This is a genomic window from Azospirillum sp. UENF 312511, assembly GCF_058780635.1.
The window spans coordinates 300,278-326,443 of record NZ_JBSNCG010000005.1 but is presented as its reverse complement, the minus strand read 5'-3'; the positions used below and the strand labels follow the sequence as shown (position 1 = coordinate 326,443).

The window sequence follows — 26,166 nt, the reverse complement described above, 5'->3', positions numbered from 1 at the left end:
ACCGGACGATGGCTGCTGCGGCCACGTTCCTCCGGCCGTCCGCACGCGCGGCGCTGGCCGGCGTCTGGCTGTCCGTCTGGCTGTTTGGGGCGGCGGCCCCGGCGACGGCCGATCCCCTGCCCGTGTTCGAGGTCGCCCCCGGTGTGTTCGTGCACGCCGGCCGCCACGAGGAAACCGACGCGACCAACGCCGGGGACATCGCCAACTGCGGGTTCATCGTCGGGGATGACGCCGTCGCCGTGATCGACAGCGGCGGCTCGCCGATTGTGGGACATCGTTTGCGTGAGGCGATCCGCGTCCACACCGACCGGCCCATCCGCTACGTCGTCAACACCCACATGCACCCGGACCACATTCTGGGAAACATGGCCTTCCTGTCCGACCGGCCCGATTTCGTCGCCCATGGCAACCTCCAGGCGGCTCTGGCGGCGCGCGGGGAGCATTACCGGCAGGCGTTCGACGCCGCGGTCGGTTCCGCCGCCGCCGCGGAGGTCCGGATCATCCCGCCGACCCTTGTGGTCGCCGACCGCCTGGAGCTCGATCTGGGCGGGCGCGTGCTCGACCTCGCCGCGTGGCCGGCGGCCCACACCGACAACGACCTGACGGTGCTCGACCGGCAGACGAAGACGCTGTGGGCCGGGGACCTGCTGTTCATGGAGCGGGCGCCGGCCATCGACGGATCGGTCCTCGGCTGGCTGCGCACCCTCGACGCCCTGGCCGCGGTACCGGCGGCGCGCGTCGTTCCCGGACACGGCCCGCCCTCGTCCCCCTGGCCGGATGCGGCCGGGGACCTGCGCCGCTACCTGAGCCGGGTCGTCGAGGGGGTCCGCAAGGTCCAGGCCGCCCACGGCACGATCCAGCAGGCGGTCGAAACGGTCGCCGCCGACGAGGCGCCGCGCTGGCGCCTGTTCGAGTCCTACAACCCGCGCAACGTGACGGCGGCCTTCGCCGAACTGGAATGGGAATGACACCATGACCACACCGCACCGGACCATCGTCACGCTGTCGGGCTTCACGCTGTCGGGCTTCACGCTGGCGGGCACCGCCTGGCTGTGCCTGGGCAGCGCGGGCGCTCTGGCGGCCTCGCCGCAGGAGGAACGCTGGGACCTGCTGCGCGACATGTATTTCTCCGGCCGCACGGTCGAGGATGCCGGGTCGCTCCTCAGCCTGGAGGCACCGAAGCGAGCCAACGACGCGGCGGTCGTGCCCATCCGGATCGTGACGGCGCCGGGAAGCGGCGTCCAGGTGACCGCGGTTTACCTCATCGTCGATGAGAATCCCGTGCCGATGGCCGCGACCTTCCGCTTCGCCCACGGCGACAGCCCTCAGGCGGTGGACACCCGCGTCCGGGTCAACGCCTACACCAACATCACCGCCGTCGCGGAAACCGACGACGGGCGGCTGCTCCGCACCACGCAATTCGTCAAGGCGTCCGGGGGATGCTCCGCCCCGGCCCTGAAGAACGCCCAGCTCGCCGTCGCCCGCATGGGCAAGATGAAGCTGAACCTTCCCGACAACATCGTCGCCGGAAAGCCGCTGACCGCGCAATTGCTGATCAGCCACCCCAACTACACCGGCATGCAGTACGACCAGCTCAATTACTATTTCATCCCGGCCCACTACGTGAAGACCGTCGCCATCCGCTACAACGGGGCGCCGGTGCTCGACGTGCAATCGGACATTTCGTTGAGCGAAGACCCCAGCATCCACTTCTCCCTGGTGCCGGAGGAACAGGGAACGCTGGACGTCACCGCCGAGGATTCGAACGGACGGGTTTTCCAGGAGAGCTGGCCGATCCGCGCCAATTCCGGTTCCTGAAGGTCGCCTGGGCCGCCGCCGGACCCGTCAGAAGCATTTCAGGTCGGCGGCGACCTGGGCCTGCCGGAACTCGTTCAGCAGGTCCTTGATCCACCCGACGTCGCGCATCAGCGCGGCGCGCTCGCCGGGGGCCTCCTGCATGCCCCGCGCGGTCTCGACCGCCACGTAGCTGTCGTAAGGGAAATGCGCGGCGATCTCGTCGATGCTGCAGGAGCATTTGCGCACGACGTCCGGCCCCTGGCCGTTGGACAGCATGCAGCCGAGGACATAATCGACGCGGGCGTAGGTGGGATAACCGTCCTCGGCCTGCGCCGTGCCGCAGCCGATCAAAAGCGCAAGCAACGCAACCGGAACACCATTCCTCGTCATCGGGTCGGTTCCATGCTGGTCTGTCCGAAGAAATGCATTCTCATGGTGTGGCGATCAAGCACACCGTCTCAAGCACGCATTCGGAGATCGCTTTGGGATTGACCCGCCATTCAACGCGGAAACCTAATAAATTCGGCTTGCCTTCACCGCAAATTCTCCATACGTATTTTCCACCCCACTATCCATTCGGAGAATGGCCGCGCCAGGATTGGGTCAGTAGGCTTCCTTAAGAGGACTCGACCACGAATGGTCCGTCCATCCAATTGGAAAGCGAGGGAGCGCATCATGAAGACTTGGCGCAAACCGAAAATCCGTGTGATCGCCGTCGGCACCGAAATCAACGCCTACGCCTGCGCACAGCTTTGACGGCGCGGTAACGGTGAAGCCGTGTGCCTCATCATGCCCACCACCGACTTGACGGCGGGCAGCGGCAAGCCTCGTCTCCGCTGCCCGCTCGTCTGTTTTGGCAAAATCTCCGATCAAGGCCCCGCCTGAATCTGCCGCTCCGGGCGCATCGGTTCGAACCGGGCGAACCACTGGCCCTTGCCATCCGGCTCCGCAGCGTCGTAATGCAGGGTCGACAGGCGCAGACGGCCGGCGCTTCCCAACCGTGGCCCCGTCGCCATGGTGTGGAAATCCTCGCCGCCCACCACACGGTGGGTGATGGTGAGATAGAGCCGGGACAGCGCCCCATCCCGCAGCATGGTGGACAGCATGCGGGGGCCGGTCAGCAGATACACGCTGCGGAAGCCGAGCGTGCCGAGTTCGCGGACCAGCGGCGCCCCCTCCACCGATGTTCCCTCACCCGCCACGATCACCGGGAAGCCGCGCGCCCTCAGCGCATCGACCCGCCCAGGCGGGGCCTGCCGGCCCGTCGCGACCAGAACGCGCTGCTTCTGCCGGATGACGGAGTCCGGAATCGGAAAATCGAGGCTGGCGCTGGCGATCACGACGGCGGGCTGGGCGGACAAGCCGTTCTCGCGCCTCCACCGCGCGAGGTCGTGGTCCATGGTGCGCGTCCCGATCTGAAGCACGTCGTCCAGCCGTCCTGCGGCAAGGTCGCGCAGGTATCCGCCATGCGTGACCAGACAATCGGCCTGGGCCTGCAATTCAAGAAACAGGCGGAAGTCGTTCTCGCTGATGATCTCGACCGGAAGGTGACTGGCTCCGGTGACGGTATCCGACACCGCGATGCGCCCGTCAAGGCTGCCGACGAAGCTCGCATAGACGAAGGGCGCCGCGGCGCTGCCCAGGGTGTGGAGCGCGTCGGCCAGATAGAGCCCCGCCAAAGCGACGTCTTCGGGCGGTCCCGGAAAAAGCCTCAGCAGACGCGCAGCCATATCCAACGATAGCACCGCCGTTTCCTCGGCCAACAACGCGTAAGGAGGGGGGCGCGTGTCCGCCCGCCCTCCCGGTCAGGCGAACCAGCGGGCGACGTCACCGGCTTGCCCGACGATGGTGACGCTCACCCCCGGACGCAGGTCGAGCACGGTGTTGCCGCCCACGACCCGTGCCGACGCGATCACTCTTCCAAGATCGAGCGAGGGATCGAAGAGCGCCAGCCGGTCGGTGCCTGCGGTGAAGTCCATCACCATCGATCCGCCGGAAGCCCCGCCGAACGCGAAGGTGTCCGCCCCGGCGCCGCCCCACACCGTGTCGGCGCCCTGGTCGAGGAACAGCACGTCATCCCCCCCACCACCGACCATGACGTCGTCGCCGGCTCCGCCGAACAGCGTGTCGTTGCCATCCCCGCCGTCGGCCATGTCGTTCCCGGCCCCCAGCGACAGGATGTCGTCACCGTTCCCACCGAACAGCGTGTCGTCGCCGTCCTCCCCGAACAGCGTGTCGTTCCCGGCCCCACCGTCGGCCATGTCCGAGCCGGTGCCGAGCACCAGGACGTCGTCGCCCTCCTCCCCGAACAGGATGTCGTCGCCGTTCTCCCCGAACAGGATGTCGTTGCCCGTGCCGCCACCCATGGTGTCGCGCCCGGTGCCGCCGCCCATCGTGTCGTTCTCGGACCCACCGTTCATCAGGTCGTCGCCGTCGCCACCGTGCATCAGGTCATTGCCGGCGTCGCCATAGAGCGTGTCGTTGCCGGACGTGCTGGCCACCGTGTCGTTGCCGCCGCCGCCCGACAGAAAGTCGTCGCCAGGGCCGAGGAGCATCGACTGGGCACCGGAGTCCCCATAGACCACCTGATTGCCCTCACCCCCGGTCAACGTCGCCGACCCGATGACCGCGGCGAACGCCACATGGTCGAGCTGAATGGTCAGCGGCCCCGCAACCCCGGTCGTGTCGATGACCAGCGCCGTCGGCAGGCCGGCCTCCTGGGTGGCGCCGGTGACGTGGACCGCCCCCCCGGGCGTGCCGGACGCGGCGAAGGCGAGCGTGCGCAGAAGCACGGGTGTCTGCTGCGACAGCGTGCCCAGGAAACGGGCGCCACCGCTGGAGAGGTCGGAGCGCGAGGCCGATCCCGCGACCGTCCGCTCCTCGATCGCGCGGATCAGGTCGGCCTCCGCCAGGGTCGTGCCCTCGCGGGCCGCCGGGCCGCTCGCCGTCACCCCGACCCTGGTCGGCAGGCCGACTTGCAGCGTCGTCATCACGGCCGGCTGTCCGGTGGAGGGATCGGTCACCGTCTCCCGGACCAGCGGCACGTCGGCCAGCCCGGGATTCGGGCTGCTGGGGTCTTCCACGCGGCCGTTGGCGGGGGCCTGGACCACAACGGTGCTGACGGCCCGTCCGTTGGACTGCGACGAGAGCGTCTGGACCTGCGTGCCGTCCACCACCGCTCCCGCCGCCTTCGCCGCGGTCGCCGTCCCGGCCTCCGAGACGTTCCCCGCCGCGTCGGTCAGCGTGACCGACAGGGATAGGGTGCCGTCGAGCAGACCGGACACGTCGATTCCGCCAACCGTGCCGTCCGACGCGGTGAGCGTTCCGGTCCCCGTCAGAGAACCGCCGCCGCCCGAGGAGGACAGCGTCCAGCGGTAGGTCGTCCCGCTTTCCCCGCCGGACAGGGCGAATCCGACGTTGCCCTGCCTGGCCTGGTCGATGGACGCGTCGTTGAAGACCACCGACGGCGTCGGCGGGGCGATGGTGTCGATGGTCACCGACAGGACGCCGGACGCCAAGCCGGTATTGCCGGCCGCGTCGGTCGCCCGCGCGGTGAAGGCGTGGGTGCCGTCCGGGAGCGGCGTCGCGCTGAGATCGACGACCCAGGCGCCTTGCGCGTCGGCGGTGACCGTCGCCACCTCCGTCCCGCCGTCGGACAGGACAACTTGGCTGTCGGCTTCGGCCGTGCCGCGGACGAAGAGCCGGTTGCGGTTGGTGTTGGCGACCGTCACCGGCAGCGTGCCGGCGGAGTCGGTGCTCACCGCGGTGATGGTCGGACTGCCGGGCGGGGTGACGTCGACCATCGGCAAGGTCAGCGTGCCGGTGGCCGGGGTGGTGAGGCCGTCGCTGACCGTCACCGCGACCGTCGCGGTGGCGGCGGTGGCGCCGGTGATCCGCAGGGCGGCCAGGGTCGCGTTCACGTCGGCGACCGACCCGCTGATGGTCAGCGTTCCGTCGCCCGCCGTCGCGACGCTCGCCTGCCCCGCCGCCGTAGCCCCCAGGGTCGCCTGGGACGGCGTCAGCGTCACCGTGATCGACGGGCTGTCCGGATCGGTGACCTGGATGCCCGTCAGCGCCGTGTCGAGGCCCTGGTCCAGCGTGATCGGCTGCGGCAGCGTGAGCGTCGGGGCGACCAGGGTCGCCGGATCGGCGATGGTCACCGCGATGGTCGCCTCGGCGTCGGTCGTCAGCGTGCCGAGGTCGCTGGTCGTCACCCGGATCGTTCCGGAGGTCTCGCCCGTCGTGCCGGTGAAGGTCAGGGTGGCCAGCGTGGCCGTGATGTCGGCCTGGGTGCCGAGCAGGCGCCAGACGCCCGCGGACGGCTGGGTCAGGGTCACTCCACCCTGCGCCGTCAATGCCAGCACGCCGTTGGTGGGGGTCAGCGTGACCTGCAGGGTCGGGCTGTCATAGTCGCTGACCGACAGGCCGGTCACCGCCGTCGCCACGCCGGAAATCACCGACAGGGCGGTGGGCGCCGTGTGCTCCGGCGAGGACAGCACGCCGATGACCAGCAGGCTGTCGGCGTCGGGGGTCAGCGGCTGGTCGTCGGAGGATTCGAACCGGATCGACGCGCTGGTGACGTTGCGCGACGCGGTGAATTCGAGCTGCTGCAGCGTGCGGTTCACGTCCTCCAGCGAGCCGGTCAGCCGGATCTTGCCGTTGCCGAGGTCGCTCGTCGTGGCCGAGCCGTGGAGCGGCAGGGTGAGCGTGCCGTTGGTCGGTGTCAGCACGATGGTCATGGTGCCGCCGTCGACGTCCGTGATCTCCAGCCCCAGAACCTCGGTCGAGCGGCCGGCGACCAGGGTCGGGCTGCTCGGCAGCACGTTGGCCGGTGGCGACTGGATGGCGATGGCAAGCGTGCCCGAAGCGTCCGGCGTCGAGGGATCGCCATCGGCCACCGTCACCGCGATGCTCCCCGCCGTCTGTCCGCCGGTGCCGGTGAAGACCAGCGAGGCGAGCGTGGTGTTGACGTCGGCCACGCTGCCGCTGACCGTCACGGTGCCGTCGCCGGCCGTGCTGATGGCGGCGGGACCGGCGAGGACGAGGCTGCCGTTGCCGGGCGTCAGGGTCACCGTCACCGTGGCGCTGTCGCCGTCCATCACCGACAGGCCGGCGATGGCCGCGGCCGTTCCCGCCACCACCGTTTGCGCTCCGGGCAGGGTCAGCACCGGGTCGACCGGGTCCTCGTTGCGGATGGTCCCCGACGCCGAAGCGGTCTCGATCGCCGTCGCCGTGACGGACGGGTTGGACAGGGTGACGGTGAAGGTTTCGTCCGGCTCGATGTCCGTGTCGCCCGACACCAGGATGGTGATGGTCTTTGTCGTTTCGCCGTCGGCGAAGGAGACTGTGCCCGACGGCAGGGTCCCGCCGAAATCGGCGGCATCGAGCGTGGTGCCCCCGGGTCCGTCGCCGGCCGCCACCGTCCAAGCCACCGTCAGGACGCCGCTCGTGTTGCCGGCGCGGGTGACCGTAAAGGTGAAGGCGGTGGTTGCGCTGTCTCCCTCGCGCTTGTCGGCGTCGGTCGCCGCGATGGCGAGGCGCGACGGGATGACCACGGCCACCTGGGCGGCGCTGATCTGCTGCTGGAGGTTGGTGCCGGTGAAGGCGGTGACGGCCCCCGACACGTCGCCCGCCGCGGTGCCGCTGCGCAACTCGTCGGCCGCCGTGCCCTGCGCCACCACCTGGGCCTGGGCCATCTGGGTCAGCCCGTCGATGCCGCCGCTGTTGGTCGTGCCGGCGGTGATCACCGCGCCGTTCGACGCGGCGATAACGTTGGCGGCACCGCCCGTCACCGCGGCCAGCTTCACGCTGTCCACGGCCCCGATCCGCGCCCCGGCGGCGGCCAGGATGGCGGCGATAACCACCGGATCGGCGAGGTCGATGGTGCCGCCCGCCGGCACGGCCTTGATCGCGTCGGCGATTGCGCCGACCAGCGCCCGCCCGATCACGCCGCTGGCCCGCGGCGTGCCGATCACCACTCCGGCAAGCACGGCGCTGCCCTGGACGATCAGGTTGGCGACGCTGGCCGCGGCCGCTTGCGTCTTCAGCGCGGTCGCGATGGCCGCGGCGTCCGCCCCGGTCGAGGTCACCGCGACGATGGGGTCGTAGGTGAGGAGATCGAGGCCGGCGTCGAGGCCGAGCTTGCTCTTCAATTCGGTCGCCGCCATGGCGATCGCGCTGTCCGTTCCGGCGAGCCCCGCCATGCCCATGATGATGGTGGTCAGCGGGGTGATGACGGACGCCGAGCCCGGCGCCTCATAAACGCCGGTGAAGGGCAGGTTGGTCGAAATGTCGGTGCCGCCGATCATGACGATGGGGCCGGACCCGCCGGGGATCGACCAGCTGCCCACCGCGTTGGTGGTCCCGAACGCCTCTCCGGGGTCGAGCTGGCCGTTGGCGTTGGCATCGGCGAACACCGTGGCGCCGGCGATGTAGCCGTCGATGGCGTGGCCGCCGCGGACGTTGACCAGCACATGGCCGGTGGCCGGCGCCGCGCTGCCGAAGGACAGGTTGGTGACGGCGTTGCCGGCGCTGTCGCGGATCTGCGCGCCGTTCAGGTCGATGGTCCCGGCGACCACGATGCCGTCGCTGTCCAGATCGTCCGCAGCGACGGCGTAGCGGAACACCAGCTTTCCGGACTCCACGCGCAGGAAGGTGGCGTAGCGGGTCTGGGTTCCGACGGTCAGCGCCAGCCGCGGCGCGCCGGTGCCGGAGACGCTCACCGCGTCGCTGAAGGCGACGGTGAAGTCCAGTGTGTCGCCACGCGCCGCCAGATAGCGGCCGGCGGCCGGGCCGGTCACCGCCGTGAACGTAGCGGCATGGTCGTCGTTGAGGATGGTGCCGATCGCCGTCGCGTTCTCCACCGTGATCTTGGCGTCGGCCACCGTGGTCGAGGGGGAGAAGAGCAGGACCCGGAAACGCTCGTTGGCCTCGACCTGCCGGTCGCCGCTGATTGGAACGGTGATGGTCCTGCTGGTCTCGCCCGCGGCGAAGGTGATGGTGCCGCTGGGCAGCGTGCCGCCGAAATCGGCCGCATCGGCAAGGCTGCCGCTCAGGCCGGTCGTGTCGACCTGCCATTTGACCGTGGTGGCGCCCGAGGTGTCACCGCGCCGGGTGATGGTGTAGGTCAGGCCGGTGGACCCGCTGTTGCCCTCCGCGATCGACAGGCTGGACGGGGTGATGCTCAGCCATTGCACCGGCGTCAGGCTGATCGTCACCGCACGGCCGACCAGATGGGTCCCGTCGGAAACGGCGTAGCTGAAGGACCCGACGGCCCCTGTGGCGCCGAAGGGCGGCGTGTAGATCACCGCGGCGAGCTGGTCCGGCGTCAGCGTGTCGCCGATGGCGAGCGCCGTGCCGTCGTACCGCTGGAGCGTCCCGACCGTCGGCAGACCGGTGACCGTGATGGTCAGCGGGTCGCCCTCAGGATCGACCGGCTTGTCGATCGACAGGCCGACGCGGCTGGAGTTCTGGTCGATGGCGACGTGCTTCGCCTCCTGCACCGCCGGGGCGGTGTTGACCCCCCGGACCGTAATGGTCAGCGTCGCGGTGGAGGTTGCCCCGGCCTGGTCGGTGACGGTGTAGCTGACCGTCTCCTGCCGGGTCTGGCCGAACAGCAGCGTGCCGTAGCCGCCTGCCGGGTCGAAGCTGTAGCCACCGTCGGCGCTCAGCGTCAGCCGGCCGCCGCCGGCCAGCGTGATGGCCCGGCCGACGTTGGCGGCGTCCCCGTTCACCGCGCTGACGGTCAGGCGGTCACCGACATCGGGGTCCGTGTCGTTGGCAAGCACGCCGCTCGACGCGACCACTGTGACCGGCGTGAGCCGGTCGGTGTCGCCCGTGTCGTTCGCCGCGACCGGCGCGTCGTTGACGTTGGCGACCTCGATGGTCAGCAGGTCCGAAACCGTGGCGCCGGAGGAATCGGTCGCGGTGACGCGCACCGTCCGGGTGCCGACGTCGGCGTTGCCCGGCGTGCCGGAGAACCGCCCGGTCGCCGCATCGAAGCTGAGCCACGCGGCCAGCGCCGATCCATCGCCGCTGGCCGCGCTGAGGGTGAGGCTGTCTCCGGTGTCGGCGTCGGTGAAGATCCCCGCCGGAATCGTGTAGGAAAAGGCTTGCCCCTGGTCCAGGTTACGGGTGCCGAGCGCCTGGGCCCGCACCGGGGCGTCGTTGATCGACAGGGCGTTGATGCTGGTCGTGGTGTTCGTCGCCGACGCGCCGTCCGCGTCGGTGGCCGTCACGGTGAAGGCCGTGGTCTCCTGGGTGCCTGGAGCGGTCCGATTGGACACCGGCTGAAAGTCGAGCAGCCGCAGGGCAGCTTGGGCGGCGGCCGCGGAACCGGCGGTCAGGCTGTAGATGCCGGCGGCCGACCTGATAAACCCGCTGGCGGTGAGGCTGGCGGCTGTGAAAGTACCGGTGGCGTCACCGACCGTGCCGCCCGAATCGCGGACCGTCACCACGACCGTCTGGGCTTGGGCGGTCTGGTTGTCGGAGACCGTCATGGTGGTGAAGGGCCGGCGGCTGGCAGTATCGTCGACCGCTTGGCCGGCCACGGCACCGTCAATGAGGGGAGCCGTGTTGCCGGGTGGGCTCCGGGTGTCGATGGCGTAGCCGGCCGAGGTCCCCACCGCCGCCGGCGTGTTTCCGGCAACGTCGCTCCAACTCGTGGCGACGGTGATGCGGCTGTCAAAGGCGACCGTTTCCACGCTTGGGGTCAGCGTGGCCGTGTAAACCAACCCGTTGCTGCCGGGCAGAACGGACAGGTCCGACAGCGTCCCGCTCTGTGCGCTGACCATCGAAAGGGAAAAGCCAACCGGAGCCTCACTGAAGGTGAAGGTGACGGTAGCCGTCTCCCCCACCCCGAGCGTCGTCTTGTCCAACGCGACGGCAACCGACGGCGCCCCCGTGTCGATGGTGACGGTCAGCGCGGTCGAGACGGACGAGGTGTTGCCCGCCGCGTCGGTCACCGTGGCGGTCAGCGTGTGCGCGCCGTCGCTCAGCGAGGCCGCGGTGATGCTCCAGGTGCCGGCCGCCGCAGCGGTCACCGTGCCCAGAGCCGTCGCGCCCTCGTACAGCACGACCACACCAGCCTCGGCAACACTGCCCACAACGACGGGAGTGGTGACGTTGGTCAGCGTGTCCGCGGACGAGCCACTGTTCGAACCGGAGTCAAGAGCGAGCCCGATCGGCGAGGAGGCACCGGTATCAATGGTCACGGTCAGCGTGGACGAGGCGGACGAGGTGTTGTCGGCCGCGTCGGTCACCGTGGCGGTCAGCGTGTGCGAGCCGTCGCTCAGCGAGGCCGCCGTCATCGTCCAGGTGCCGGCCGCCGCAGCGGTCACCGTGCCCAGAGCCGTCGCGCCCTCGTACAGCACGACCACACCAGCTTCGGCAACGCTGCCGGTGATCACCGGCGCCGTCACGTTGGTCAGCGTGTCCGCGGTCGAACCACTGTTCGAGCCGGCCTCAAGCGTCAGAGCGCTCGGTGCCGCAGCATCCGTGTCGATGGTGACGGTCAGCGCGGACGAGACGGGCGAGGTGTTGCCCGCCGCGTCGGTCACCGTGGCAGTCAGCGTGTGCGCGCCATCGCTCAGCGAGGCCGCGGTGATGCTCCAGGTGCCGGCGGCCGCAGCGGTCACCGTGCCCAGAGCCGCCGCGCCCTCGTACAGCACGACCACGCCAGCTTCGGCAACACTGCCCACAACGACGGGAGTCGCCACGTTGGTCAGCGTGTCCGCGGTCGAACCGCTGTTCGAGCCGGCCTCCAGCGTCAGACCGCTCGGTGCCGAAGCGTTCGTGTCGATGGTCACGGTCAGCGTGGACGAGGCGGACGAGGTGTTGTCGGCCGCGTCGGTCACCGTGGCGGTCAGCGTGTGCGAGCCGTCGCTCAGCGAGGCCGCCGTCATCGTCCAGGTGCCGGCCGCCGCAGCGGTCACCGTGCCCAGAGCCGTCGCGCCCTCGTACAGCACGACCACACCAGCTTCGGCAACGCTGCCGGTGATCACCGGCGCCGTCACGTTGGTCAGCGTGTCCGCGGTCGAACCACTGTTCGAGCCGGCCTCAAGCGTCAGAGCGCTCGGTGCCGCAGCATCCGTGTCGATGGTGACGGTCAGCGCGGACGAGACGGGCGAGATGTTGCCCGCCGCGTCGGTCACCGTGGCAGTCAGCGTGTGCGCGCCATCGCTCAGCGAGGCCGCGGTGATGCTCCAGGTGCCGGCGGCCGCAGCGGTCACCGTGCCCAGAGCCGCCGCGCCCTCGTACAGCACGACCACGCCAGCTTCGGCAACACTGCCCACAACGACGGGAGTGGTGACGTTGGTCAGCGTGTCCGCGGACGAGCCACTGTTCGAACCGGAGTCAAGAGCGAGCCCGATCGGCGAGGAGGCACCGGTATCAATGGTCACGGTCAGCGTGGACGAGGCGGACGAGGTGTTGTCGGCCGCGTCGGTCACCGTGGCGGTCAGCGTGTGCGAGCCGTCGCTCAGCGAGGCCGCCGTCATCGTCCAGGTGCCGGCCGCCGCAGCGGTCACCGTGCCCAGAGCCGTCGCGCCCTCGTACAGCACGACCACACCAGCTTCGGCAACGCTGCCGGTGATCACCGGCGCCGTCACGTTGGTCAGCGTGTCCGCGGTCGAACCACTGTTCGAGCCGGCCTCAAGCGTCAGAGCGCTCGGTGCCGCAGCATCCGTGTCGATGGTGACGGTCAGCGCGGACGAGACGGGCGAGATGTTGCCCGCCGCGTCGGTCACCGTGGCAGTCAGCGTGTGCGCGCCATCGCTCAGCGAGGCCGCGGTGATGCTCCAGGTGCCGGCGGCCGCAGCGGTCACCGTGCCCAGAGCCGCCGCGCCCTCGTACAGCACGACCACGCCAGCTTCGGCAACACTGCCCACAACGACGGGAGTGGTGACGTTGGTCAGCGTGTCCGCGGACGAGCCACTGTTCGAACCGGAGTCAAGAGCGAGCCCGATCGGCGAGGAGGCACCGGTATCAATGGTCACGGTCAGCGTGGACGAGGCGGACGAGGTGTTGTCGGCCGCGTCGGTCACCGTGGCGGTCAGCGTGTGCGAGCCGTCGCTCAGCGAGGCCGCCGTCATCGTCCAGGTGCCGGCCGCCGCAGCGGTCACCGTGCCCAGAGCCGTCGCGCCCTCGTACAGCACGACCACACCAGCTTCGGCAACGCTGCCGGTGATCACCGGCGCCGTCACGTTGGTCAGCGTGTCCGCGGTCGAACCACTGTTCGAGCCGGCCTCAAGCGTCAGAGCGCTCGGTGCCGCAGCATCCGTGTCGATGGTGACGGTCAGCGCGGACGAGACGGGCGAGATGTTGCCCGCCGCGTCGGTCACCGTGGCAGTCAGCGTGTGCGCGCCATCGCTCAGCGAGGCCGCGGTGATGCTCCAGGTGCCGGCGGCCGCAGCGGTCACCGTGCCCAGAGCCGCCGCGCCCTCGTACAGCACGACCACGCCAGCTTCGGCAACACTGCCCACAACGACGGGAGTGGTGACGTTGGTCAGCGTGTCCGCGGACGAGCCACTGTTCGAACCGGAGTCAAGAGCGAGCCCGATCGGCGAGGAGGCACCGGTATCAATGGTCACGGTCAGCGTGGACGAGGCGGACGAGGTGTTGTCGGCCGCGTCGGTCACCGTGGCGGTCAGCGTGTGCGAGCCGTCGCTCAGCGAGGCCGCCGTCATCGTCCAGGTGCCGGCCGCCGCAGCGGTCACCGTGCCCAGAGCCGTCGCACCCTCGTACAGCACGACCACACCAGCTTCGGCAACGCTGCCGGTGATCACCGGCGCCGTCACGTTGGTCAGCGTGTCCGCGGTCGAACCGCTGTTCGAGCCGGCTTCAAGCGTCAGACCGCTCGGTGCCGAAGCGTTCGCGTCGATGGTCACCAGGAGGGAACTCGACGCACCGCTCTCGACGCCAGACGTGATCACCTTGGCCGTTAGCGTCCAAACGCCATCCGCAAGCACCGAGCCGGGAGCAAGCGACCAGTCGCCGGAGCCGTTGGCCGTCCCCGTCCCGATCTCGACACCGTTTGCGTAGAGGTGCACGACGCTGCCAGCGTCGGCGGTTCCGCTCAGCGTGGGCTGCGACGCGTTCGTCACCGCATCACCGGCCACGCCGCTGTCCGACGCCGGTGTGAGCACCGGTGCGGACGGGCTGGCCGAAATCGTAATCAGCGTGTCGGTGCCACTGAGCGTCAACGTCTGGAACGGCGTGTAGACGGTCTCGACACCGGAGACGAAGAGGGTTCCCTGGTTGCCGGCCGGGGAGAAGGTGACCACGTCGGTGCCGACGCCGCCGATCAGCGTCTCCACGTCTGACACCGTGAGCGTGTTGCCCACGCTGTCACCGAGAGTCACCACGTCGGTGCCGGCGCCGCCGGTCAACGTTTCGACACCGCTCACCAGCAGCGTGTTGCCGGAACTGCCCAGCGTCACCACATCGGTGCCGATGCCGCCCGTCAGCGTCTCGAGGCCGCTCACCAGCAGCGTGTTGCCGGAGCTGCCCAGTTCCACCAGGTCGGTGCCGATGCCGCCGACCACCGTCTCGACACCGTCCACCAGCAGCGTGTTGCCGGCGCTGCCCAATTCCACCAGGTCGGTGCCGGACGTGCCGATCAGCGTCTCGATCCGCCACACTGTGAGCGTGTTGCCGGCACTGTCGCCGAGCGTCACGATGTCGAGGCCGCTGCCGCCCTTGATCGTTTCGACACCACTCGCCGTCATCACGTTGCCGCCGGTGCCGAACGTCACGACGTCGGTGCCGGAACCGCCGGTCAGCGTCTCCAGCAACCGGACCAGCAGCGTGTTGCCGCCGCTGCCCAGCGTCACGACATCTGTGCCGGAGCCGCCAAACAGCGTCTCGACCTCCGACACCTCGATGGTGTTGCCGTCGCTGCCCAGCGTCACAACGTCGGTCGCGGTGCCGCCGGTCAGCGTCTCGACGCCGCTGACCATCAAGGTGTTGCCCCACGTCGTGCCGAAGGACACCACGTCGGTGCCGGAACCGCCGATCAGGGAATCCAACCGTGACACCGACATCGTGTTGCCGCCGTCGACGAGCGTCACGATATCCCGGCCGGAGTTGCCGTTCAGCGTCTCGATGCCGCCGACCAGCGTGGTCATCCCGGAGGCGGAGACCGTCACCACGTCGGTGCCGGTGCCACCGATCAACGTTTCCAGAGCGTTCACCAGCATGGTGCTGCCGGCTCCGCCCAGCGTCACAACGTCGACGCCGGAGGCGCCGATCAACGATTCCAGAAGGGACACCGTCAGTGTGTTCCCACCCGTGAGCAGCGTCGCCACGTCGGTGCCAGAACCGCCGGTCAAGGTCTCGACGCCGCTCACCCGCATCGTGGCGCCGCCGGTGCCCACGGTCACGATGTCGGTGCCGGCCCCGCCGATCACCGTCTCCATCAACCGGATCGTCAGCGTGCTGCCGTTGCTGTCCAGGTTCACGGTGTCGGCGCCACCGCCGCCGATCAGCGTTTCGACCAGAACTCACCGCCACCGTGTTGCCACCGGTGCCCAACGTCACGAAATCGGCGCCGGCCCCACCGATCAGCGTCTCGGTCAACCGGACCAACAGCGTGTTGCCGTTGCTGTCGAGGCTCACGATGTCGACGCCGGTGCCACCGATCAGCGTTTCGACGAGACTCACAGCCACCGTGTTGCCGCCGCTGCTCAGCGTCACCACATCGGTGCCGGTTCCACCCGTCAGCGTTTCGACGCCCCGTATCAGCAACGAATTGCCACCGGTGCCCAACGTCACGTTGTCCGTGCCGGTGCCGCCGAGCACCTGCTCGATCAGCCGGACCAGCACCGTGTTGCCGAGGCTGTTCAACATCGCCACGTCGGTGCCGGTGCCGCCGGTCAGCGTCTCGATGCCGGTCACCAGCACCGTGTTGCCGCCGCTGCCCAGCGTCACGACGTCGTTTCCGACGCCGCCCGTCAGCGTTTCCAGCTTCGACACGGTCAGCGTGTTGCCCGCGCTGTCGCCCAGCGTCACCACGTCGGTGCCGATGCCGCCCGTCAGCGTCTCGATGCCCTCAACCAGCATCGTGTTGCCGCTGCTGCCCAGAATCACCACATCGGTGCCGATGCCACCGGTCAGCGTCTCGACGCCGCCCACCAGCATTGTTTTGCCCAGGGAGCCCAGCGTCACCACGTCGGTGCCCGCACCGCCGGTCAGCGTCTCGACGCCGCTCACCAGAATCGTGTTGCCGGCACCGCCCAGGATCACGACGTCGGTGGCGGAGCTGCCGGTCAGCGTCTCGACCCCGGAGACGGTGTAGGTCGCCCCGATCTCGACCAGCGACACCACGTCGACGCCGGTGCCGCCGGTCAGCGTGTTGATCTGCGACAGCGCGATCGTGTTTCCGCCATCGCCCAGCGTCACGACCACCGGGGCGAGGTTGCGGAAATACTCCACATCGCCGCCGTCCACGCCGACCACCATATCAATGTCGCCGTCGCCATCGAGATCGCCCAGCGCCGGCCGCGGGTACGCTCCGGGACCGGTATTCCCATAGGGGTTCGTGGCGAACAGCGAAAAGGTCGGCGCGGCCGCCGTGCCGACATTGACGTAGACGGTGCTCTTGGTGATGAGGTCGACGAGACCGTCCCCGTTGATGTCCGCCAGCGCGGGCGACGCGTAGCCGTCGAGGTCGGGGGGAAGGTTGAAGGGATTGGTCCCTTCCAGAGAGAAGGTCGGCGCTTGCGTGGAGCCGTTGTTGCGGTAAAAGAAAATATTCCCATCGGCGCCGCCGATCAGGAGGTCGAAATCGTTGTCGCCATCCAGATCGGCGAAGCTCAGCGCCCCGTAACTGCCGGCGCTCTGGATGCCGAACAGGTTGGTGCCTTCCAGCGAGAAGGTTGGCGTCTGCGCTGAGGTTCCATTGTTGCGGTAGAACAGGGTGGTGCCGGCGTGGTTGCCGATGAACAGGTCGAGATCGCCGTCGCCGTCGATGTCCACCAGACCGGGAAGCGCACCGCCCGCGCTGACGTTGCTGATCCCGAAGGGATTGGTGCTGTCCAGCGTGAAGGTCGGCGACAGAGTCGTTCCGGTGTTCCGGAAGAAAAGCGTGTTTCCGTCCGCGTTGCCGACCAGGAGATCGAGATCGCCATCACCATCGATGTCCGACAACACTGGGGCGGCCTCGCTTCCGATGTCGGAAAGGCCGAAACCGTTGGTGCCGATCATAGTGAAGGTTGGATTCGCCACGGTCTTTCAGCCCTCACGTCACGCGGCCGGCACGCACACCGGTCCAGGCTGCATCGATACACTATTAAGAGCTAATTATTGGTGTATACGCTGATTATGTGACGCGATACTCATTGACATCGCCGGCATATGCCCGTGTGAATCCTTATTTTTCCAATAGTTTCTTGCATGCCGCGAGAACACGCATACATCGGCTGCATTAGGATAGGACACACGGAAGGATGTCGCCGCTCGATTGAACTCAAAACCAGTGGTTTCCAAAAAGGCGGAAACCGCTCACCGGATTAGTATGAAACAAGAACAAATCCGGCCGCTCGCCCGCCGCGAAGCCGGCCCCATCGCGGGCTGCGGTTGGACACCGGGTCCGCTTCCGAACCACCCCGCCGATTGCGGGCGTACGCATGGATGCCTCCGGCGGCCAAACGGGCGGCGACTCGGACCCTGCCGCCCGTTTGGCCGGCCTTGACCGGCCACCGGCCACACTTAGCTTTGCTTGCGGCCCGACCGGCGCCGGCATCCAGCCGGCGACGGTTCCCGACACCCAGGTCCGGCTGCAGGAGCACGCCATGGTCGACGCCATCATCATTGGAGCCGGCCAAGCCGGGCCACCGCTCGCCGGGCGCCTCACCGCCGCCGGCATGACCGTGGCGGTCGTCGAACGCAAGCTGTTCGGCGGCACCTGCGTCAACACCGGCTGCACCCCGACCAAGACGCTGGTCGCCAGCGCCCGCGTGGCGCGGATGGCGCAGCGCGCCGCCGAATACGGCGTGATGCTGGACGGCCCGGTGCGCGTCGACATGGCCAAGGTCAAGGCGCGCAAGGACGCCATCTCGGGCCGGTCGCGCCAGAACGTCGAAGGCTGGCTGCGCGACATGCCCGGCTGCCGGGTGCTGCAGGGCCACGCCCGCTTCGAATCCCCCAACAGCGTGCGCGTCGGCGACGAGGTTTTGACGGCGGAGCGCATCTTCATCAACGTCGGCGCCCGCGCCGCGGTGCCGGACATGCCGGGGGTGCGCGACGTCGGCATCCTGACCAGCGGCACGATCCTCGACCTCGACCGGGTGCCGCGGCATCTGGTGGTGGTCGGCGGCAGCTACATCGGCCTGGAATTCGCGCAGATGTACCGCCGTTTCGGCGCCGAGGTGACCGTCGTGGAGAAGGGCGACCGGCTGATCCCGCGCGAGGACCCCGACGTTTCCGCCGCGATCCGCGACCTGCTGGAGGCGGAGGGGGTGACGGTCCGCCTGTCGGCCGACTGCATCCGCTTCGCCCCGCACGCCGATGGCGTGGAGGTGGGCGTGGCCTGCGCCTCCGGCGCGCCATCGGTGGTGGGAAGCCACGCGTTGCTGGCGGTGGGGCGCGTGCCCAACACCGACGACCTCGGGCTCGACCGGGCTGGGGTGGCGACCGACGCCCGCGGCACCATCACGGTGGACGACACGCTGCGCACCAACGTGCCGGGGATTTGGGCGATGGGCGACTGCAACGGACGCGGCGCCTTCACCCACACCGCCTATAACGACTTCGAGATCGTCGCGGCGAACCTGCTCGATGGGGATCGGCGCAGCGTGGACGACCGCATCCAGGCCTACGCACTCTACACCGACCCGCCGCTCGCCCGCGTCGGCATGACCGACGAGGCGGTCCGCCGCTCCGGCCGGCGCGCGCTGGTCGGCATGCGGCCGATGACGCGCGTCGGGCGCGCGGTCGAGAAGGGCGAGACGCAGGGCTTCATGCGGATCGTCGTCGACGCCGACAGTCAGGAAATCCTGGGTGCCGCCATCCTCGGTCCCGGCGGCGACGAGGCCATCCACGCCGTGCTCGACCTGATGTACGCCAAGGCGCCCTACCCCACCCTGCAACGCGCCGTCCACATCCACCCCACGGTGGCCGAACTGCTGCCGACCCTGCTGGGCGAACTGACGCCATTGGGCTAAGGCCCTGTCGCCAAAGGGTCTTGCGTAGGGCTGATCAGGCTTTGCCGGATCGGCAACGCTGCCGGTACTCGCTCCTCCCCGTCATGGATGGGAAATCTCGTCATGGCTCGCGCGTTTTGGTCACTCCCTCAGTGAGTCAGCGCTTTTGCCGGGGGGCTTTATCGGCCACGGCGGATTGCGACAACGGAATGCGCTTCTTGCTCAATGCATCTCCCGGTAAAGTGGCGCGCACGATCACTTTTTTTGCAAAAGCAACGTGATAAAAAGATCGCGTGATTTTGCAGTCGCTCGGCCAATCGCCAGGAGGGTCAACTTGCGCACGCTTATGCAATCCCCTGCCCTGATGGCTTTCATCTTGCTCGTCTTGACCGGGTGCGTGGAAACCGTACCCGGCAAGGGCTACACCTCCGGCGAGTACCGTAGTCTGTACTATGTGAACAGTGAAAGCGCCTTGAAAGATCAGAACCGCGAGCCTGACGGAGACGTTTGGTACGATTGGGTCTATTTTCGCAAATACTCTAAAGAAAGAGCAAAAAATCTGCGAACCGATCTACCGATGCAGCTCGCACTCATCGAGACTTTTCGAAAACATACCGCAGGATATGACCAAGCGTTCCAATTTGTAACTGCGTCTCAGGGAGTGGCTAACCTTAAGCAGGACGGCGCTCTAACACCGGAAAATCAGAAGATTCTTGAAGCGACGGTAGCACAGGCCGCAAAAGCCTCGAATTGGAACTCTCGCGTCCGCTGGGACCTCGATGATGAATTTCGTTCTGTATTGGGAATGAACACGGCCGAAATGGAGCGCATTATATTCGTGCGTTCCATTGATAAGCTGAAAGATGGGGTCGCAATCAATCGGCTTCTCCCCAAAACCATTGCTTACGTAACAGAAAAAGGGGAAAAATCAGCCGAGTACAAACTGCTTCAGGACGCTCTCCCGAGCATTCAGTTCTCCGATGCGGAACTGCGCTACTTTGTCTCGGAGGCCTACCCTGACTATGCGCGAACAGAGTTGGAAAAACGGCCAACGCCGACCGAGGCAAAATGCCTTGGCTTCGGTTTCATGCGTGGCACCGACGGTTTCGCAAACTGTCTGATGTTTCAAGAGGACCGACAGGCTCGCGACCTCCGGCAAGCGCTGGAGGACGACGCGCGCAAAGCGGCCGCCCGAGAGTGGCGACGGCACGCAATGCCATGGTAGCCAACCAATTGGGCTGCGCCACGCTGGATCCGCTTGACGTATACTGTACGAAGTCTTGCATGGAGCAATTTCCACAAGACAAGAAGCTGATGCGTCGACATCATCAACTTATTGATCATGGAAATCTTCGGGAGCAATGGCGGTCCAATGCGCCATGGCCGTCGCATGAGCGGCCAAGCGTCTGCCCTCCCGCCGCACGTCGCGACCCGACGGCGGCGCAGGGCAGTCCCGCGTTCGCACGATGGCAAAGCCCTTGACCGCCACCCCGCCCGGCGTATTTTGGATCACATGATCTAAAACACCGGTTCGGAAGGCGGGACCCATGGCTCGGCCGCGGAAGTTCGATGAGACGGCGGTGCTGGACGCGGCGGTGGACCGCTTCTGGACCCAGGGGTACGAAGCGACTTCCACCCGCGAGCTGGCGGACAGCATGCGCATGACGCTCGCCAGCATGCACAACGCCTTCGGCGACAAGCGGGCGCTGTTCCGCCGCGCCCTGGAGCATTACCTGGACGGTTCGCTGCGCGCCCGTATCGCCCGGCACGAGGCGACGGTATCGCCGGCCGCCGCCATCGCCGGCTTCCTGCGCGAAAGCATCGAGCGATCGCTCGGCGACGGGTGCCGGCGCGGCTGCCTGCTGGTGAACTCCGCGCTGGAGGTCGGGCCGGACAACCCCGACCTGCGCGACTTCCTGAACGCGGAACTGACGACCATCGAGGACTTCTTCCGCCGCTGCATCGTCAAGGGGCGGCAGAGCGGCGCGATCCCGGCCGGCATCCCCGACGACGACGCGGCGCGCCTGCTCTTCTCCACCCTGCTGGGCATCCGCGTCCTGGCCCGCATCCGCCCCGAGCGCGACCTGCTGGAAGGGGCGGCGCGCGGCGCCCTGGCCAGCCTGGGACTGCCGCCGATGCCGGACTCCTGACCGCCGCACCGGCTCCCCCCTTCCCATTCCTCCCGGTCAACGGGCGGCCCGCCGCGGCGGAGCCGCAACAGGGACGCACGCCCATGAACAGGACATCCGCAACCGCGGCCATGGACCGCCTCGACGGCGCCGCCTGGATGGCGACCCTCGCCGGCATGGCGGGAAGCCTCGTCGCCGTCGGGCTGGCGCGCTTCGCCTACACGCCGCTGGTCCCGTCGCTGATCGAGGCCCATTGGTTCTCCGCCGCCGACGCGGTGACGCTGGGTGCGGCGAACTTCGCCGGCTATCTGGCGGGCGCCCTGCTCGGCCGGCCGCTGGCCAGCCTGTTGCCGAACCGGGCCCTGCTGCGGGTGCTGATGCTGACGGCCTCCCTCGCCTTCATCGCCTGCGCCTATCCGCTCTCGCTCGGCTGGTTCTTCGGCTGGCGCTTCGTCTCGGGTCTGGCCGGAGGCGCCATCATGGTCCTGGTCGCGACCAGCATCCTGCCCCACATCCCGGCGGCGCGGCGCGGCTTCGTCAGCGGCATGATCTTCCTCGGCATCGGGCTGGGAATCGCCGCCTCGGGCACCGCCGTGCCGGCCCTGATGCGGCTGGGGTTGCACGAGACCTGGCTGGGGCTCGGCGGTCTGTCGATGCTGCTGACCGCCCTGTCCTGGTTCGGCTGGCCGGCGTCGGCCCCACCACAGGCGGTTGCCGCTCCGCCGGTGGAGCATGCCCCGCGGCATGAGGGGCGCGTCCTCCGCTCGCTCTACGCCGAATACGCGCTGAACGCGCTGGGGCTGGTGCCGGTCATGCTGCTGCTGGTCGATTATGTCGCCCGTGGCCTGAACCATGGCCCGGACGTCGGCGCCCTCTGCTGGGTCCTCTACGGTGCGGCATCGGTGGCCGGGCCGGTGGCCGTCGGATCGCTGGCCGACCGGATCGGCTACGCGGCGGCCTACCGCATCGCGCTGCTGCTCCAGGCGGTCGCCGTGGCCGCCCTGGCGGTCAGCGGCCAGCCGCTGGTGGTCGGGGCCGCGACGGTCGTCCTCGGCGCCCTGACGCCGGGCGTGGTTCCCCTGGTGCTCGGCCGCATCCATGAATTGCTGCCGCGCAGCCCGTCGGAGCAGCGTGCCGCCTGGAGCCGGGCGACCACCGCCTTCGCCCTGTTCCAGGCGCTGAGCGGCTACGGCTACTCCTACCTCTTCGCCCACAGCGGGGGGAGCTACGCCGCGGTTTTCCTGTGCGGCGCCGTCGCCCTGGCGGTGGCGCTGGGGACCGACATCCTTACCAACGCCCGCCGCCACCGCACGGCCTGAACGGGTCGCCAACGCGACGGGAGCAACCGTCCCGAGCACCGGGCCCTCCCGTATTGCTCGGGCGGCGCCTCCACGCACCAAGGCATCAAGAGAAATCCTTGGCCCATTTTACCACCTCTGATTGAGCGCTTCAAAAGCCCGGAACCGATGCCCCGCGCATCGCGAAACCCCATTGACAGTGCCAAATCAATCGAGCATTTTGAATGCCATTCAAAATTAGGTCGGCGACAAAGCCAGACCATGAACAGGGGCATCGGCGATGGGGTACGAATGGCAGTTTGCCATAATACTTGAGTATTGGCCGATTTTTGCACGCGGCGCCATCACGACACTCCAGATAACGTTACTGTCGTCCGCCATCGGTTTGTTCATCGGTCTCTTGGTCGGTGTGAGCCGAGAATCGTCCGGCATCTTTATAAGATCCGTCACATCCATCTATGTCGAGATGATTCGCGCGACTCCGGCGCTCGTGCAGATTGTCTGGCTCTACTACTGCTTCCCGATCATCTTCGGCTACCAGCTCAGCGCGATGACCTCGATCATCATCGCCCTCGGCATCCATTCCGGAGCCTATGTGTCGGAGATCGTGCGGGCCGGCATCAACGCGGTGGACACTGGCCAGTTTCTCGCCGCCAAATCCATCGGCATGAATCACTTCACGGCGCTCCGCCGCATTATCCTGCCCCAGGCCGGGCAGAAGATGATCCCGCCGCTGATCAATGAATTCGCCAATCTGATGAAGCTGACGACGCTCGGCTCGATGATCGCTGTCTACGAACTTCTCCAGGAATCGAACAACCTCATCGCCACGACCTACCGTCCGCTCGAGGTCTACACGTTCCTGGCGATCTTCTTCTTCATCATCACCTACCCCTGGATCTGGTTGTCGCAGCGCCTGGAACGGCGCCTGAAGATGCGGGCCTGACCGATCCTCGCACGATCCTCCGGTGGAGTTTCCCCTATGCTGCGCATCACCAACCTCGGGAAGAGCTACGGCAGCGCGCGCGTCCTGAGCGGCATCGATCTCGACGTGCAGCCCCACGACGTCGTGGCGATCATCGGACCCAGCGGCTCCGGCAAGAGCACGCTTTTGAAATGCATCAACTTTCTGGAACGCTACGACGAAGGCGAGGTCCGCTTCGGCGACGAGCTTGTCGGCTACGTCGAGGCCAACGGCCAGAGGCGGCTGGCCACCGAGCGCCAGACCAACCGGCTGCGCGCCGAAATGGGCATGGTCTTCCAGAACTTCAACCTGTTCCCCCACATGACGACGCTCCAGAACGTCATTGAGGGGCCGATCCAGGTCAAGGGCGTCGCGCGCGACGAAGCGGTCCGCCACGCCGAGCAGCTTCTCGCCAAGGTCGGGCTGGCCGACAAGCGCGACGTCCGTCCGACCAAGCTGTCGGGCGGGCAGCAGCAGCGCGCCGCGATTGCCCGCGCCCTGGCGATGCGCCCGCGCCTGATGCTGTTCGACGAGCCGACCTCGGCGCTCGACCCCGAACTGGTCGGCGAGGTGCTGACCGCCATGCGCGAACTCGCCGCCGAAGGCATGACCATGGTGATCGTCACCCACGAAATGAGCTTCGCGCGCGACGTCGCGAGCCGGGTCGTCTTCATGGAAGGCGGCCGAATCGTCGAAGAGGGACCACCAGGCAAGATTTTCACCAACCCGGACAACGCGAGGACCCGCGCGTTCCTTGCCCGCGTCCTGCATTGAAGAGGCTGAACATGTCCGCATTCCGCACGCTGATCTCGTCGCTGGTGGTTGGCGCCCTGGTGACCTTCGGCGCCGTCAAGGCCCAGGCCGCCGGCGAGGTCGAGAAGATCGTCCGGCAGGGCGAGCTGAAGATCGGCTACATCCCCTCCCCGCCCGGAACCGCCAAGGACCCCAAGACGGGCGAGCTGACCGGTTTCTACGTGGACGCGGCGCGCGCCATCGCCGAGCAGATGGGCGTCCGCCCGGTCTTCATCGAGACGACCTGGGCGAACTTCGTCGCCGGGCTGCAGGCCGGCCAGTTCGACATGTCCATCGGCGCGACCTTCGCCACCGTCAAGCGCGCCACCGTCGTCGACTTCACCAAGCCGATCTTCTATCTCGGCAGCGTCGCCGTGGTGAAGAACGACGAGGCGCGCTTCGCGTCGCTGGCCGACATGAACAAGCCGGACGTGCGGATCGCCGTGGTCCAGGGCACGGCCGCCGAGGATTTCGTGCGCCGCACCATCCCCAACGCCAAGATGACCTCGCTGGCCGGCGGCAACCTGACCGCGGGCTTCATGGAGGTGGCGGCCGGCCGCGCCGACGCCAGCTTCGAGGATCTGTTCACCGCCACCCGCTTCACCGAGCAGCAGCCGGGCGTGAAGATGCTGTTCAACGACCGGCCGGTGAACTTCCTGCCAATCGCCTGGACCGTCCGCAAGGGCAACAGCGAGCTGCAGTCGGTCCTCAACGTCGGGCTCGACAACCTGCTGACCTCCGGCCAGTGGGACGTGATCGCCGCCAAGTACATCACCGGCGGCCGCTACGTGAACGAGCCCGCCCTGCGCGAATTCCCCAAGCAGGCCCCGTGATCCCCGCGGCCGGATGGCCCCGTCCGTCCGGCCCTCCGCCCCCGCGCAACCGCCGCGGCCGCCCCTCCCCCGCCGCGGTCGCCCGAAGCCCCCCGAAGAGGACATCTGCGTCCATGCCGCATTACCCGAGCTGGCAGGATACCCTGGCCGGCAAAACCTGGCGCACGACCCACTTTCCCCGCATCAAGGCGGACATGCCGACCTTCCTCGGCGTCCCCTACGCCATCCGGGACGAGGACCTGGCCGGCGCCGACGCCGTCATCATCGGCGCACCCTTCGCCGCCGGCTGGGGAACCAAGTACAGCGGCGTCGACAAGGCCGAATGGCTGGCCGCCACCGTCCGCGTCCGCCAGCAGTCGATCCGCTACCGCGGCGGCTATGTGCAGGACTTCGACCTCGACATCTTCGAGCATCTGAAGGTCGTCGATTACGGCGACGTCGACATCCCCCTCGAAGCCAGCTACGAGGGCACGGTCGAACGCATCCTGGAAGCCCAGGAGGGCGTCGAGCGCAAGGTCAAGGCGGCGCTGGCCGCTGGCGCCGTGCCGATCGTCATCGGCCAGAACTCTCCCTGCGCCTCCTACGCGATCGGCCGGCCGGTGGCCGAGCATGTGAAGGGGCCGGTCGGCATGATCAGCCTCGACACCCACTGGGACTGCTGGCCCTACGACTGGGCCACCATGAACGACCACGTCGCCGGTTCGACCAACTGGAAGGACAAGCTGTTCCGCGACTGCCCGAGCTACGCCATCCGCAATCTGGTGGAGATCGGCGAGCGCGGCATGCTGGAGAATCCGGAGATTGTCCGCCACTACCTGCGCAACGGCGCCTGCTTCATGCCGATGTGGAAGATCCGGACGGAGCTGGGCATCCAGGGCGTGATCGACAACCTGCGCCACGCCTACGACGGCACCGCCGGCGTCTACGCCCATTTCGACATGGACGTTCTGGGCGGCGCCGGCCCGACCGAGGGCGACATCCTGGGCGAACTGGCCGAACCGATCGGCATGACCGACTACGAGTCGATCCGCATCGCGCACGAGGTCGGCAAGCGCGGCTGCGACGGGCTGTCCTTCCTGTGCATCCCGCCCGGTTCGGCGATCATGTACCGGGTCATCGTCTACGCGGTGACCTATTTCCTGGCGGGCCTCGCCATGCGCAAGGCCGGCCAGACCGGGACCTGACGAAACCGGCGGCGGGGAGCGGCGCCGGTGC

At 68.1% G+C, this 26,166-nt stretch carries 15 protein-coding genes and 1 pseudogene; 12 read left to right on the top strand and 4 right to left on the bottom strand.

Annotated elements, in window-relative coordinates; genetic code table 11:
- Positions 1-8: 8 nt before the first annotated feature.
- Positions 9-968: a quinoprotein relay system zinc metallohydrolase 2 gene (locus ACWPN7_RS30040; protein ID WP_247891685.1), complete on the top strand. Its 960-nt coding sequence runs from the start codon at positions 9-11 to the stop codon at positions 966-968.
- Positions 969-972: 4 nt separating this feature from the next.
- Entirely contained in the window at positions 973-1,818 is an 846-nt protein-coding gene (locus ACWPN7_RS30035; protein WP_459197385.1) for a quinoprotein dehydrogenase-associated SoxYZ-like carrier, read from the top strand.
- Positions 1,819-1,845: 27 nt separating this feature from the next.
- Here ACWPN7_RS30035 and ACWPN7_RS30030 read toward each other — a convergent pair whose 3' ends face one another.
- Positions 1,846-2,187 (bottom strand): hypothetical protein, encoded by a 342-nt coding sequence (locus ACWPN7_RS30030; protein ID WP_137106223.1) that lies wholly within the window; start codon positions 2,185-2,187, stop codon positions 1,846-1,848.
- 285 nt (positions 2,188-2,472) lie between these two features.
- Here ACWPN7_RS30030 and pqqA point away from each other — a divergent pair, with 285 nt between their 5' ends.
- The gene (gene pqqA / locus ACWPN7_RS30025; RefSeq protein WP_014242213.1) at positions 2,473-2,553 is read left to right on the top strand and encodes a pyrroloquinoline quinone precursor peptide PqqA; all 81 of its coding nucleotides are present in this window, start codon (positions 2,473-2,475) and stop codon (positions 2,551-2,553) included.
- A 113-nt stretch (positions 2,554-2,666) separates the two neighbouring features.
- Here pqqA and ACWPN7_RS30020 read toward each other — a convergent pair whose 3' ends face one another.
- The 3 genes and pseudogenes from ACWPN7_RS30020 to ACWPN7_RS30010 form a co-directional block, all read right to left on the bottom strand.
- Positions 2,667-3,527 (bottom strand): RibD family protein, encoded by an 861-nt coding sequence (locus ACWPN7_RS30020; protein WP_459197386.1) that lies wholly within the window; start codon positions 3,525-3,527, stop codon positions 2,667-2,669.
- Positions 3,528-3,602: 75 nt separating this feature from the next.
- Positions 3,603-15,254: an Ig-like domain-containing protein gene (locus tag ACWPN7_RS30015; RefSeq protein WP_492273645.1), complete on the bottom strand. Its 11,652-nt coding sequence runs from the start codon at positions 15,252-15,254 to the stop codon at positions 3,603-3,605.
- Positions 15,255-16,458: 1,204 nt separating this feature from the next.
- Positions 16,459-16,770: pseudogene (locus ACWPN7_RS30010) on the bottom strand (FG-GAP-like repeat-containing protein); the annotation flags it as partial.
- Between ACWPN7_RS30010 and ACWPN7_RS30005 the strand changes: the two are divergent.
- The 9 genes from ACWPN7_RS30005 to ACWPN7_RS29965 all read left to right on the top strand — a co-directional run bounded on the left by ACWPN7_RS30005 (position 16,723) and on the right by ACWPN7_RS29965 (position 26,135).
- Entirely contained in the window at positions 16,723-17,094 is a 372-nt protein-coding gene (locus tag ACWPN7_RS30005; RefSeq protein ID WP_492273747.1) for a hypothetical protein, read from the top strand. The pseudogene ACWPN7_RS30010 and the gene ACWPN7_RS30005 sit on opposite strands and share 48 nt — an antisense overlap.
- Positions 17,095-17,585: 491 nt before the next feature.
- Positions 17,586-18,956: an FAD-containing oxidoreductase gene (locus tag ACWPN7_RS30000; RefSeq protein ID WP_459197388.1), complete on the top strand. Its 1,371-nt coding sequence runs from the start codon at positions 17,586-17,588 to the stop codon at positions 18,954-18,956.
- A 313-nt stretch (positions 18,957-19,269) separates the two neighbouring features.
- A complete protein-coding gene (locus ACWPN7_RS29995) occupies positions 19,270-20,160 on the top strand; it encodes a hypothetical protein (RefSeq protein ID WP_456529577.1) in 891 nt (296 codons plus the stop codon).
- 322 nt (positions 20,161-20,482) lie between these two features.
- The gene (locus ACWPN7_RS29990; protein ID WP_200776011.1) at positions 20,483-21,085 is read left to right on the top strand and encodes a TetR/AcrR family transcriptional regulator; all 603 of its coding nucleotides are present in this window, start codon (positions 20,483-20,485) and stop codon (positions 21,083-21,085) included.
- A gap of 83 nt (positions 21,086-21,168) precedes the next feature.
- Positions 21,169-22,383 carry a YbfB/YjiJ family MFS transporter gene (locus ACWPN7_RS29985; protein ID WP_451995381.1) on the top strand — a complete coding sequence of 405 codons (1,215 nt, stop codon included), beginning with the start codon at positions 21,169-21,171 and terminating at the stop codon, positions 22,381-22,383.
- Between the two features lie 259 nt (positions 22,384-22,642).
- Positions 22,643-23,308: an amino acid ABC transporter permease gene (locus ACWPN7_RS29980; RefSeq protein ID WP_040136671.1), complete on the top strand. Its 666-nt coding sequence runs from the start codon at positions 22,643-22,645 to the stop codon at positions 23,306-23,308.
- A 36-nt stretch (positions 23,309-23,344) separates the two neighbouring features.
- Positions 23,345-24,100, top strand: coding sequence for an amino acid ABC transporter ATP-binding protein (locus ACWPN7_RS29975; protein WP_014199587.1), 756 nt, complete (start codon positions 23,345-23,347; stop codon positions 24,098-24,100).
- 11 nt (positions 24,101-24,111) lie between these two features.
- Positions 24,112-24,951: a substrate-binding periplasmic protein gene (locus ACWPN7_RS29970; protein ID WP_014199588.1), complete on the top strand. Its 840-nt coding sequence runs from the start codon at positions 24,112-24,114 to the stop codon at positions 24,949-24,951.
- A gap of 113 nt (positions 24,952-25,064) precedes the next feature.
- Positions 25,065-26,135 carry an arginase family protein gene (locus tag ACWPN7_RS29965; RefSeq protein ID WP_459197389.1) on the top strand — a complete coding sequence of 357 codons (1,071 nt, stop codon included), beginning with the start codon at positions 25,065-25,067 and terminating at the stop codon, positions 26,133-26,135.
- Positions 26,136-26,166: the final 31 nt, after the last annotated feature.